Below are 13,709 nucleotides of genomic sequence, written 5' to 3'. Positions count from 1 at the left end.
TTTAAGTCAATACACCTATTTACCTAAATAAACCTCATTTATTTGAGCTGATAAATATTTAAATGCAGCAGGAATTTCTACGGCAGCATTTTTAACACTTCCTTCAATAAACAAATAACCTTTATAATTAATTTGTTTTAATGCATTTAGGTAAGGCTTAAAATCATCGCCCTTTACGCCAGGTAACGAACGAGTTTCTTTTTCGGCAACTTCCACAAAGGCAATCACATCTCCAGCTGCAATAATTTCCTCTGGCAAGTCTCCCTCACGCATCATGTGGAATATGTCTGCATTCAACCTGAAATTAGGATGATTCACCTTCCTTACAATCTCTGCTGCAGATTTTAACGAATTAAGAAAATTGGTTTCGGATGACTGTAAGTTCTCTAGCACAATTAATACTTGATATTTCCCTGCAATTTCTCCTAATTTTTTACATAGTTTAACGAAATCTGCTTTTGCTTTACCAACATCATAATCAGCAGGAATACTTCTAGCACCAGAACTACCTAGTACAATATATTTTACACCTGCTTGTTTAGCCCTTGAAAGTACCCCTTCAGCATAAGTTAACACCTTAGCCTCATCTACGTCTGGCCCAGCTATTTTAATATCTGCAGGAAAAAAAACATTACAGGTTAACACCTTACATTTTGCCGCCTTTATCTTTTCTAAGTTGTTATTAAATTCATCAGCAGTTAGTGCAGGAGAAAGCATTTTTTTAACCGATTCAGTTATCAACTTAAAACCAGCGGCATACACTAGGCTATCCTGACTTAAACTGCTTGCAATACCTAATTTAGGAGTTTTTTGTTGGGCTGAAACGGTATTATTCAACGATAGCACGCTCAAAAAGGTGAGTAAACTCAAACATATAGCTTTCATACTTGGTTATTTTTTGTAAAACTTATCTTAAAGCTAATGTAAAGATTTATAGCAAAATAGCAATCATTTGGAAAGCAAAACCCTACACCTATTAAAATCACTCCTTCTTTCCGCTACATCTTTTTGGTCTTAGAAATTTACGAAGTCTTCCCGCCCAATAGCCAAAAGACTTCGTAAATTAACCAAAAAGGATACCGCTGCAATAAGGTTTATGAACAAAGGTCTTTGCTACTATTTAGGGTTGCAAAAGCACAAACCTGCGTTTGCTAAACTGGATTGAAATGAAAAGCCCACATCCCGATTCTTCATCGGGAGAGGACTTGTAATGAAAAGCCAGACAAACTTTAAAATTTTACTGCTTTTTCTTTTCAAATAATTATTTTATAAAACAACTTGCCGCATTCAAACGAATCCATTTACACCCTAACTAGCTACACAAGAATCATGCACAACCACTTTTTCCCAGAGGTGGTGGTATTTTGCTATTGCATCCAAGTGAATGGGATGTGTTTCATAAATTGCGCAATCTGTGTGATTTTTAAAGGTGCAAATCAAGTTGTAGGTAAAAGAATTATCTACAACATCTCGCTGATTGGTATTAGCTGCCCTCCCATACTTTAATGAGTTAACAACTGAGATAGTTTTTAACAACTCAAAAAAATTGGCAAATTCATTAATCTCTTGCTCGCTTAATTCTTTCTTAAGCCAAAACAAAACATAGTGTGTAATTTCTTGATCAATTATATTATTTCTTTCCATATCTGAATTCTTTTAGAGAGATGCTATCATGAGCGTAAAATAACATAAAATAAATAGCTATTTAAACTAAACTAGATAGCTCACAAACATCCAGTCATTTTATCTTTAATATCTCAAATTACTACACTTTTTTTTAAATCCCCTCATTGAAAACTCCAAGTTCAGCCAGTGATGGTGCAGATGCTGTTTTATCAAATTTGATTCTAACTTTCTCTGCAAAAACACGGGTGAACCTATGTATGTCTATTTTAGAATTAGAAACCTGATGTAGACCACCCAATAGAGGATACCACTTGTTGTTACTGAAATATTCCAATATATAAGATGACTGCACAGCTTTTCTCCTTGAAAGTACAATCATGTTTAAGGCAGCTTTCTTACCCAATTCCACTTCAAACCAGGCGTCTTCAACTTTCGGGTTAGCATGCCAGCTGGTGCCAAAATCATCATCCACCGCGAAATCCATGATATCCATGTCATTGCTCCAACTCGAGTTGCAAGGGCGTCCCTTTGCCAGGTTGTGCGAAATGATTGGTGCATCGGCCTTTGGAAATTTTGGTAGGCTTAAACCTGGTTTATATAACTTACCCATTTCCTTTAGTGCAGCTAGTGCATTCTCATCAATCAAGCCATCGCGGTTTGGTGCAACATTTAAAATAAAGTTACAATAGACCTGATTATAAGGCAAAGCATTGTCATTGATCATCACTGTAGGTGATTTCACTGCTGTGGTAGGAAAAGATGATTTCCAGAACCAATTGGCCTGAAGAGGCAAGCATGCGAGTGCTGGCAGCCTGTTGGTTTCTTTAGAAATATGCTGGCCTGCACCTTGCTCATAAGATTTGATATCTGTATAAAATAAGGCTTCAGCTGGATATTTTGCGGCATTTAGATCCATTACCAAACAGTTTGGCTGTATTGATTTGATTAGGCTATAAATTTCCTCAAAAGGAACATCATCATACGAAATTCTAGACCAAGGCGCATCCCATCCATCGATTACCAATGCAGAAATCTCACCGTAATTAGTTAGCAGTTCAGTTAACTGTTCCTTAACCATTTTTATATGGTTGGGAGTGATATGTCCCGGCCTTAATTTATGGTGCGTATCAAGGATAGAATAATAAAGCATCACTTTTAGCCCTTGTTTGCGAAAAGAGGTTACGTATTCCTTAACCACATCGCGTTTCAGCGGACTGTTCATCACATTGTAGGTAGTGGTTTTGGTATCCCAAATGGCAAAGCCGCTATGGTGTTTGGTAGTTAAGCATCCGTAGCTCATGTTTGCAGATTTGGCAGCCATGGCCCATTGATCTGTGTTGAGTTGCTTTGGATTGAAAATAGCTGGAGATGCATCTGGATCAGCCCAGTCATCTTCCATATAAGTTGGTATGTTGTAATGAATGAACATCCCAAATCCAAGGTCAACAAACTGCTGTTGAAGCTCATTTAGTGGCATTTTATTGGCAGCAACTTTTCCTTGAGCTTTACCCATTGTTGGGAGTAGTGCAATAATCAGTAATGCAATTGTGTAAATCTTAACGTTTTTCATTTGTGTGTTAAATTGATGATGGTTCAGAAGTTGAAGTGTAAAATTTAAATCCGGTTCTTAAATAGATTTTAAAAATGCGGAACCATCCGGATCCGCATTTAACTTAACTATAACTATTAACTAAAGGTAGATGGCAATTATTTCATTAACTCTTCTAATTTTTTATTTAAGCTCTCACCTCTCAAGTCGTTGGCAATAATTTTACCTGTTGCATCTACCAGAAAACTTGCAGGTACTGCCCTAACACCATACAACCTTCCAACCTCATTATTCCAACCCTTTAAATCAGACACATGCAACCATGTTAAACCATCTTGCTTAATAGCATCCAACCATTTGTCTTTTTCCCCATCAAGAGACACCGAAAGAATGGTAAATCCTTTATCCTTATAAAGATTGTATTGTTTTACCAAGTTGGGATTTTCTGAACGACAAGGGCCGCACCAACTAGCCCAAAACTCTACCAATACAGTTTTTCCTTTAAAATCTGCTAATGAAATTGGTTTCCCAGAAGGATCATTTTGAGTAAACATTGGAGCATCTTGCCCAGCTTTTGTAGAACTTGCCGCAGCAATTCTTTGTGCAATTTCTTTTCCCGTATCGGTTGCTTTTAAAGTTGGATTTAACGCATCGTAAATCGGTTTTACCACTGCAACATTCACCTTACTTCCAGCGCCTTCAGAAAGTGCTACTACGGCAAAGTAAGAATTTGGGAAATCTTTGGCAAACTTTATCATTTTCTTGTTCCTTTCCTCCATGCTTTTAAGATATCTAGCATTAACATCAGCCATGATAACAGAATCTCTTTTCTCATCAGCAGTTAGGCTGTTAAATTCATCATTTGCAGCTTTGGCTAAGTCCATGATGGTACCACCAATTATTTTGTTATAAGCAACGTACTCGTCATTTATTTTTGAACCAGTAATGGAAGCATTAATTAATGAATCACGAGAATCCATCACAATCTTATCGTTTGAAAAATAGAAGTAAATCACATCCTTCTCTACATAAATAGCATAACCTTTTCCTTTTCCTGCCCTACCTATGGCCATTCTTGAATTGGAAATCCCATCTACATGACCAGTTATTGTAAAGTTTCCGTTCACAACTGGTATCGAATCTTGACGGCTTACACCAGCGTCCATGTAATCGATGTAAACCATTGCTGGTTGGTTCAGCGTACCTATCTTACCGGTGATGCTGAAGTTTTTCGTTTGCGCTGTGGCAAAAATTGGCAAAGCTAATGCTAGCCATAGAATAGTTTTTTTCATTAGTATAATTATTGTTTAATTGTGTGTATTTTTTGTGTATTTAACGTTTTTAAAATCTATTTGGGCCTTAGCAAATTCATGCTGGTAATTTGATGGCCAACCAAATGCTTTCGCCGCTAGAGGTTGCAGATTCACCCCTGCTGCACCGCTCCAGAAATGAATAAACTCACCCCAATTTAAGTCTCTTGTAAATCGATTGTCCTTATCTTTTGGGAAATGCTTGGCTAACTGCGTGAAATAGCTATTCAGTACCTTAGCTCCTTCATATTGTTTGTAAATTGGATAAAACCAATTTTTAAACCATTGCGTCCCTTCCCTTGGAAATGAATCATGTTGACCTTGCATTTGTTTAAAAACACGTTCGGCCTCATCCTCCCTACCAATATGCAACAGCACATCGTAATTAAAAATTTCCATAAACTTGCTATCGCCCCAAATTATATCAGATGGCGATCCTTTGGTATCATGACTCACACTCGTTACCAAGTGCCCTATTTCGTGAATCGGCATACCAATCTGCTCTCCAAAAGGCTTGTTCCAATTACCAAGGCCACAATCTATTACATTACGGTAATCGTGGCTCTCATCAAAATAAGGAGACGGATGTCCTCCTCCCATTTTGTTATTTATTGCTTTATGCAAAACCACATATAATTTTGGGTCTGGTCCAAATGACCCATATGTTTTTTTAACATATGCCCATGATTTGGACAATACCTCATTAGCCCACACCGCTTCAGTACCCATATTTTCGTCATGGTACATTACAACATGATCATCTTCATAAACCTTGTTTACAGTTAGGTCATGCTCAAACCAATGTTCTTTCCATATTGCTGGTGCCTGTTGACCAAAAGATGGGGTTGAATCAAGAAACAGGGGGATGATGATTCCGTAAAACAACCCTTTTATCTTATGGCCTTTGAGCATTAATGAGTAATTAATATTTAACATTTGGAAAATCCGTTTTTGCATTTTTCAGCATGGCTTCCCATTCTGATGTCCAACCAAAAGCTATCGTAAATTGTTCTTTAAGGTCAGTTCCTGCTGCTCCGCTCCAAAAATGAAGGAATTCTCCCCAGTTTAAATTTCTGGTGTAAGCGCCATTCTTTTTTGGGAATTCTTTAGCCAACAATGCAAAATAGCCGTTCAAAAGTTTTCCCTCACCATATTTCGAGTAGATTGGATAAAACCAGTCCCTAAACCAATAACTGTTTGCTCGTGGAAATGTATCAACCTTAGTTTGCATCTCTGCATATACCTTATCGGCTTCGTCTTTTCTGCCAATATTTTTATACACATCGTAGTTAAAGATCTCCATGAACTTACTATCCTTCCAAAGCACATCAGATGGAGAACCGTTTACCTCATGACTATCGCCACAAACAATGTGTCCAACTTCATGAACTGGAATGCCAATGGCCTGTCCGGTGGCCTCTTTCCAATCATCCTGACCAGCCAATCCGCAATCGATAAAGTTTCGGTAATCATGACTTGGATCTTTATACCCTGCGGGGTGTCCACCACAGGTAAGACAATCCTCAAACGGCGTTCCCGGATTGGTAACTTCAGATTTATGGAACACCACATATAATTTTGGATCAAGTCCGAAGGCACCATAAGTTTTTTTCACATAAGCCCAAGTATCAGACATTGTTTTGAACGGCCATTTAATCGATTTATCCATTTTATCATCATAATAAAATACAACATGTTCATCTTGATACACCTTGGTAACCAAAAGATCATGGTTTGGCCAATGCTCCTGAAGTGTCTCAGTTGGTTCTTTTACCGTTTCTATTTTTTCGACTAGTTTGTCTTTTTTACTGCATGAGAGTAGCAGCCCCACCAAAATTAGGGCGAGATTTATCATTTTTGTTTTCATGAATATGTATTTTTTTTGTTTAAAAAGAGATGAAGCTATCATGAGCACATCCATTTCTGTTTGTGGTCGGCATGCTCATGATGCTTTCACAATAATATCTTGTTATCTTTTGATTATTTAATTACCTGATCAATTACGCTTCCCTGAATACCTGTTTGGGTTTGGGTAATGTTTCCATTTTTCCCTACACTTACATCGAGCGTAAGAATTGCCCCTTCATAACCTGCCCTTAGCTGCGTACCATCTGCACTCAGCTTTAACATCGTTACTTTCTTGCCGTTATAAGTACCTTCCAACAGCACCAAGTCTTCATTTACTGGGTTATACCTGTAAATCTTGTCGTTAGAAGAAAAATAGAAGACACTCACTGCTGAACGTTGCCATTTGGTCTCTGGATTTACTAATGAACTGCCTTTAAACGAGCGTTTATAAATTGGGCTAAGTGTTCTTGTTGCGTAATTTTCCATCGCAATGCGGAAACTTAATTCTTGGATATTTCCTGCTGCATCTTTAACAAATGCATACGAAATACCAGAAGCTGGTTTCATATAGAGTAATTGGACAGGGCCTATATTTCTTGGATCGAAAGAATTTGGCTGGCTGATAGAATTGTCTAGCACATAATCTGTACCCCTATACTCACCTCCGCTATCAAAGGACACGAATGCCTTAGCTTTGGTATCAAAGCCAAAGTAAAAACTTGAGGATTGTCCTGTGTTGTTTTGTCCGAAGATCAGGGCATAATCAGGAGATAAGAGGTAGTCTCCATCTTGCGAGTTTGCAAACTTCCCGTAATCTGGCACAAAAGGTGCGGTAGACATGATCCCACGATAAAGTTTATTGTTAATCGTTCCATGGGCTACAATCCCCATGTCTTGAATACCTTCAATACGACCAATATTGATGCTACTAGGCGTTTTAAAAAACTGGGTCGAGAAAGGATTTCTGTACAACAAGGTTGATCCATCTAAAATTACGCTTTCCTTTGCCGGATCATCACACAACACCCATATTTCCTCTTTATTATTAGGCTGATATGGAAGTGGTTTTGAATGATAGAGCTGTAGTGGATTGATGGGTAGCACCTTTCCATTAAGCCCCTCATAGAGATTACTGATCACACTCTTGTCTGGTCTGATAAATGAGAGTTTGGTCACGCCATTATCAACACTGAGTACGATGGTACCAGTTGTGAATTGCGTAGTACCGTTAATTTTAAAGGGTATAGTGTATTTCAAACCGTTTCTTTGGTCGGTAACATGTAGTTTTGTACGCCTAACTCCAGTTCCTAAATTATACAGCATTTTTAGCGGATATCCACTTATCTTGATTGAACGCAGCTCTTCCTGGATTTCAATTTCCCATTCAAACTTCAGGTCTTTAAGCGGATCTGCATCAGGAAAGGTTACTTTCGGATTAATGGTTAGCGTATCACCAACTACGGCATTTATGGTGGTATCTTTTAAATTATAGATTGTTGGTTCTGATGGTGGGTTATACTCGTAGTTCCCAAGATCCTTTTTACAGGCGCCGAACAACAATATAGCTACGGTAAATATTAATATCTGTTTCATGGTTGTTTTTTTGATTTGGTTACATTTTGATCTGGTTTCCCTTTTCATCAAGAAATACATACTCATCTGCCTGTTTAAAATATTTGAGGTGAAACTTTTTACTTGGCGCATTTACATTGTAAAAATCATAGTCGCCACTATTATCCGTCCTTAACTTCAATTCATAACCTCTTGTTGGGTTCTGTTTTACCCAATCAAATGGGTAGGTTACAAAAAGACGCACATTCTCGATATAATATAAAGTTCTTGGGATATCGTAAAAGGCAGTACTAGGCTTGCTCATATCGGCCAAATTAACGTTACCATTTACAATAAGGAAAAATTCATGTTTAACCCTACCGTAGCCTCTAAATTGCCCCCAGTATTTCCACCAATACGGTTCTTCCAATCTATTTGAAAATGTAAGTGTTTTAGTCCTTTTCGCAGCTGGCAGCTCACCTTTAAAATCTTGTCCTCCCTCAACTCTCAGCGTAAGTGATACAGAGTTGCTCACCAATCCAGTATCTATGTTTTTTACAATAACAGGCACCTTTACCACGCCAGAATCTTTGGGTATGATGTAAAAGTCCTTTAACTTCTCATAGTGAAAACCCCGCACAGCGGATGACGAACCCTCTACAACAGACATGACAAATTTCCTGTCTTTTGCCACCCTGATGCCAGAAATCTTTACCGGAATCCAAACGGTATCTTGCTCTATGCTTGGCTTATAAGAAAATGAATAGGTAATTGTATCCAAGTTTGGATAATCCAGGTAAACATTATCGTCTGATTCGTAGGTAAACGCTGCATTTTTCTTGCAACCAATTAACACCGTGATTGCAACTATTATGAGTATAATATATTTTTTCATATCAATGTTATTTAATTGTTTCTATATGCAAGTTCATCATCAGGGATTGGTGATATGAAGATGGCGTCTTTACCGGCTACAACTTGGGTTGGCGAGACACGAATGCTATGGTTAAGTCTTTTTAGCATAAAAAAGAACTGGCTTTCTCCATAAAATTCTTTCCTGGCATCTGAGACCAATAGTTCTATCAAGCTCGTCTTATCAGTAACCACCACATTATTTGGAATACCCCTTTTATGCCTAAATGTGTTAAAAGTTTCTAGTGCTGCAGTTGGATTAACATCATATCCTGCCTCTGCGGCAATGTAATACATCTCACTTAACCTAATGGCTGGTGCAACAAGCGGGTGCAAGTTTGCAATTGGCTTGGTATTGGTGATATATTTTTGAAGAAATGATCGCTCTGCACCACCAGTGGTTAATGTTCCTTTCATGAACCATTGTGCAAGCCTCCAATCATAACCCCCAACATCATTTTTCTCAAAAATATCATCAATACGGGAGGTAGTTGCACTAAATGTTGGATTTGAACCACCGAATAACGATTCCAATCTTTTCGCCTGACCAGGGATTGCCCAAGCAGAAACCAGTTCAGGATAAAATATCCTATCTTTTTTGGTGATATCTGTAGCCACAAAATCAGCCTCTTTGGTAAAAGGGAATTTATTGGAACCGATTACCTCTAATGCATTCGAAAGGCTTAAGGCCGACTCATTCATATACAGATAGACCCTTGCCAACTCGCCACAGGTAGTGTAGTAATTCATCCGCAGGCGCCTGTTCTGTAAAAAGAGATCACTATTGTTGGTTTCTGTGGCGCCAATAGTACTTGGATAACCAACAACATAAGCACTTGATACAATTGGATCTGCTTTTTTCAGGAGGGCTTTTGCAGCAATTAAATCAGCTACCAACTTCTGCATCACTTCTTTTACCGTAGAAAATGGAGTACTCTGCACCTTTACTTCAGTTAAATAGGGAATAGCTTTTGAATTAGCCCTGCTGTAAGATGGGCCGTAAATTCTCAACAAGTCAAAATGGAGATAGGCACGCAGCGCTAAAGTCTCCCCTTTTATGATTTCGTAGTTATTGCCCGTAAAGAGGTCTTTTTTCGAATCAATAACGCTAAGAATATAATTACAATTCACGATTGCCTGATAAGCTGCCGTCCATGTTCTATCATTCCGTGAAATATAACTCAGGTCTGAATACCTGAAATTTGCGATGTTCTGATAAGAGAAATCTATGAAATCGAAATTTTGTGCTTTCACTTCCAGGTCGCCAAATGTAAGGTGGTCACCATAAAGACTACCAGATGAACATAAGGTATATACGCCATTTAATGCCTCCTTAAAACCATCTTGAGAATTAAAGAGTTGGTTTTTATCAATTTGCGATTCTGGCTGCACATCCAAGAATTTCTTGCACGATGAGGTAATCATCGCCAGAATAATAAGGTAAAATATTTTCTTCATCTTGTTAAATGTTAAAATGTAGCTTGAAGTGCAAACATTACACTTCTTGCAAATGGATAGTCAATACCACGCTCAATTTGAGCACTTGTAGATTTAAAAATATCGTTAGCGGTAAAAGAAGCTCTTAAACCCTGCATCCAAAGTTTTTTGGCTACTGTTTTCTTAAGGTCATAAGAAAGGTATACCGATCTAAGTTCAAGCTGATTATCTTTTTGGATGAATCTTGAAGTAGCCTTTGTTTGTCCCAAATCAGCGATATTCTTATAAAAAACAATATCACCAGGCTTTTGCCAGCGTTGGGCAAGTACCCTGCTATCTACATTATAACGGGGATCTGCATTTTCAACCCGATCAACCAAAGTCTGGTTGTACATATCGCCACCAAAACGATAAAAGAAGCTAAAGCTCAACATGAACTGTTTGTAACTAATATTGCCTCCAAAACTCCCTTCGGCAAATGGCGTAGAATCACCTACTGGCTGCGTATCTCTAATATCATAGTCGTAGGTTAATGAACCATCTCTTTTTACATAAATCTCTTTCCCATTTTCAGGGTCTATACCCCTAGATTTTACCGCATAATAGGTATTTAGAGATTGGCCTTCATTATATCTCAGCAATGGAAAACCAGCAGCTTTATTATTGTCGTCAGATTGAAACTCATCAACACTTTCGTTATAAGCTTTTAATGCATTGCCAATTTCTACAATCGTATTGGTATTATGGGCAACATTGGCAGTGAAATTAATGTTCCAGTTTGAGGTTCGAATGGCGTTGAAAGTTGCATATAACTCATATCCTTTATTCTCCATATTGCCCAAATTTTCTTTATAAGTTGTAAAACCTGTAGATGGAGCAACATTAATATCAATTAATAAACCTTTTGTTAATTTGTAATAATATGCTGGCCTCAACATTAACCTATCCTTGAAAAGCCCAATATCAATACCTGCATCAATATTGGTGGTCTTTTGCCATTTCAGGTTATCATTGCCATAGCCTTGTACCACAGCACCAAGACCGGTAGCATACCAGTTTGAGGTTTGATAAGCATAAATCGACTTACTTAAATAAGGCGGGAAAGAAACCGATCCAGTTAAACCCCCAGTTACGGTAAACTTCAACCTGCTTATCACATTTGCCAATGGTTCCATAAATTTCTCCTTGTGCATGTTCCAGCCCAATCCCCCCGCATAAAACGGAGCAAACCTACTTGCTGCGCCAAAGGCTGATGAGCCGTCCAGGCGGAAAGTAGCATCCATTAGGTATTTATCCTTATAAGAATAGTTTCCCGAAAAGAAAGTACCGAGAGAACGACTTTTTGATACATTACCTCCAGGATGTGTATCAGGCTGATAGGTACGTGCAAATCCAATATTGGTAAATCGATCATTAGAAAATCCACGTGCCTGAAAATACTTAAAATCTGATCTCGCCGAAATCGCATTACCACCCAGTACCACGTTAAAAAAGTGATCTTTGATCATCTTGTTGTACGTTAATGTTACGTTTCCATCTAATTTTAGATTCTCATCAACTGAATAATCATAACTTCCACGGTTTTCTATTTCGGCTGCTGGGCCGTTAAAGAAAGTATTACTTAAAGGCGAAACAAAACGATCGGCACTTGCCTTATATTTAATTAAGTTTACCTGGCCTCTCAATCTCAAAGCTGGTGTAAGTTTCCAATCAGTAGAGAGTGCATCCATAAATTCCATGTACTCATTCTTATCAAAATTAGCTAATGAAGCCTCGAACAAGGGATTGTAAACTGCAACATTCTTATATTGATCAGCACCGCTTTGTCTGGTATCTACACGCCAATTGGCAATTTCCCTGATTAATTTTCCGCTGGCATCGGTCATCGGATAGTAAGGGTTCATATACACATAGGTTGAAAAATCACCATATTTTGAATTTGTAGCGTTTACTTGCGTTAGGGTAACTTCATTTTTGATAAGCAATTTCCTACTTGGATTATAGCTAAAGCTCATGCCCCCACTAAACTGATTTCTGCCAGATTCCTTCATCACACCCGGTCTGGTTTGGTAGCGCAGGTCTACACCATACCTAAAAGTAGTATCACCACCTTGTGCAAAAATGGATTGTTTTTGTCCATAGGTATTGCGCAATGGCTGCGATAACCAGTAGGTGTTTACGCCACTTGCCACATTTCTTAATTTGCTGTAATAGGCAGCCTCCAATTCATCGGGCGTACCCATGTTGGTATTGTTTGGACTTGAGGTATAAAGTCCGGCTATTTGCTCATACCGCAATTTATCGGCTGCATTAAGCAAATGATAGTCTGACAGATCAGGCGCCGTAAATACAAATTCAGAATTGTAGGCAAACTGAAGCCTCCCTGGAATTGGAGCTTTGGTAGTAATTACCAAAACGCCATTGGCAGCACGAGACCCATAAACTGCAGTTGCTGCAGCATCCTTTAACAAGGTAATTGATTCAATCCTGTTGATATCCAAATCGGTTACCTTCTGTAAGCTAACTTCAAAACCATCCATGATAAATGCTGGAAGGTTGTAGCTGCTCGAAAGGTTATTTCGATCTAATACATTATCGTTGATAGATGGTAAGGCAGTGGCGCCACGTACATTGATTTTTGGCAGGGCATTCGGATCGGAACCTGCGAGGTTATTATCAAGAATTTTAAATGAAGGATCGAAAGATTGAATACTCTTTATTAGGTTTTGTGAGTTCATTTTTTTCAAATCATCTCCTTTAATGGTAATGGCAGTACCTGTATAACTCTCCTTTTTAATGGTTTGATAACCTGTGATCACCACATCACTCATGTCCTTAATTTCAGTTTCCAGAGAGATATTCATTGGTTTGGAGTCTACTACCCTTACTTGTTTTAGTTTGTATCCGATAAAACTGAAAACTAATGTATCACCAAGGTTTGCATTGATTTTAAACTCTCCATTAGATGCGGTTGTGGTTCCGTTTGCCTTGTTATCTTTTTGATAAACATTCACTCCTACAATGCCTTTTTTGGTTTGGGCATCTACCACCCTTCCCGACAGCGGCATGGGCTTATCTACTGCATCAGGAAGCTGGGGCTTATCTACACTATTCTGTAATACAATGGTATTGTTGATAATAGTATAAGTAAGTGCTTGGTCTTTTAAAATTTCATCTAGCGCTTGTTTTATGGTAGCAGATTTTAATACCACTGAAACCTTTTTCTGTGAGATGTTATTTTTTCCGGCATAAAAAAATAAATAGCCAGATTGTTTGTTAACTTCCTTAAAAACATTTTGCAGATCGGCGTTACGTACCGATAGCGTTATGTTCTGAGAATAACTCGCAGCCGATAAATGCATCGTTGCGGTGAGTAATAAAATAGCGATTAATTTCATCACTATGAGGAATTTATACTTTACCCTATGTATTGAACATACATAGTGGTAAAGAAAAGTTAATTTCATACTTTTGAT

At 38.1% G+C, this 13,709-nt stretch carries 10 protein-coding genes; all 10 read right to left on the bottom strand.

Features of this window, described 5'->3' with window-relative positions; genetic code table 11:
• Window positions 1–15 precede the first annotated feature (15 nt).
• On the bottom strand, window positions 16–885 hold the full coding sequence (locus EZ428_RS21410) for a sugar phosphate isomerase/epimerase family protein (protein WP_131555388.1): 870 nt from the start codon (window positions 883–885) through the stop codon (window positions 16–18).
• 423 nt (window positions 886–1,308) lie between these two features.
• Window positions 1,309–1,644, bottom strand: a complete 336-nt coding sequence (locus EZ428_RS21405) for a Dabb family protein (protein WP_131555386.1) — start codon at window positions 1,642–1,644, stop codon at window positions 1,309–1,311.
• Window positions 1,645–1,777: 133 nt separating this feature from the next.
• Entirely contained in the window at window positions 1,778–3,196 is a 1,419-nt protein-coding gene (locus tag EZ428_RS21400) for an alpha-L-fucosidase (protein WP_131555383.1), read from the bottom strand.
• Window positions 3,197–3,333: 137 nt separating this feature from the next.
• Window positions 3,334–4,467 (bottom strand): TlpA disulfide reductase family protein, encoded by a 1,134-nt coding sequence (locus EZ428_RS21395; RefSeq protein ID WP_131555381.1) that lies wholly within the window; start codon window positions 4,465–4,467, stop codon window positions 3,334–3,336.
• Between the two features lie 15 nt (window positions 4,468–4,482).
• Entirely contained in the window at window positions 4,483–5,397 is a 915-nt protein-coding gene (locus EZ428_RS21390; RefSeq protein WP_131555379.1) for a hypothetical protein, read from the bottom strand.
• A gap of 10 nt (window positions 5,398–5,407) precedes the next feature.
• Window positions 5,408–6,352, bottom strand: a complete 945-nt coding sequence (locus tag EZ428_RS21385; protein ID WP_131555377.1) for a hypothetical protein — start codon at window positions 6,350–6,352, stop codon at window positions 5,408–5,410.
• Window positions 6,353–6,465: 113 nt separating this feature from the next.
• Window positions 6,466–7,926 (bottom strand): PKD-like family lipoprotein, encoded by a 1,461-nt coding sequence (locus tag EZ428_RS21380; RefSeq protein WP_165501848.1) that lies wholly within the window; start codon window positions 7,924–7,926, stop codon window positions 6,466–6,468.
• A gap of 19 nt (window positions 7,927–7,945) precedes the next feature.
• Window positions 7,946–8,779 carry a DUF4843 domain-containing protein gene (locus tag EZ428_RS21375; RefSeq protein ID WP_131555373.1) on the bottom strand — a complete coding sequence of 278 codons (834 nt, stop codon included), beginning with the start codon at window positions 8,777–8,779 and terminating at the stop codon, window positions 7,946–7,948.
• Between the two features lie 11 nt (window positions 8,780–8,790).
• Complete coding sequence (locus EZ428_RS21370; protein ID WP_131555371.1) at window positions 8,791–10,254, bottom strand: RagB/SusD family nutrient uptake outer membrane protein; 1,464 nt, start codon at window positions 10,252–10,254, stop codon at window positions 8,791–8,793.
• Between the two features lie 11 nt (window positions 10,255–10,265).
• Window positions 10,266–13,631, bottom strand: coding sequence for a SusC/RagA family TonB-linked outer membrane protein (locus EZ428_RS21365; protein WP_225871119.1), 3,366 nt, complete (start codon window positions 13,629–13,631; stop codon window positions 10,266–10,268).
• Window positions 13,632–13,709 lie beyond the last annotated feature (78 nt).

It is taken from the genome of Pedobacter frigiditerrae, from assembly GCF_004331645.1.
GTDB lineage: Bacteria > Bacteroidota > Bacteroidia > Sphingobacteriales > Sphingobacteriaceae > Pedobacter > Pedobacter frigiditerrae.
Note: the sequence above shows the minus strand (reverse complement) of the source record. Positions and strands in the feature narration are given on the sequence as shown.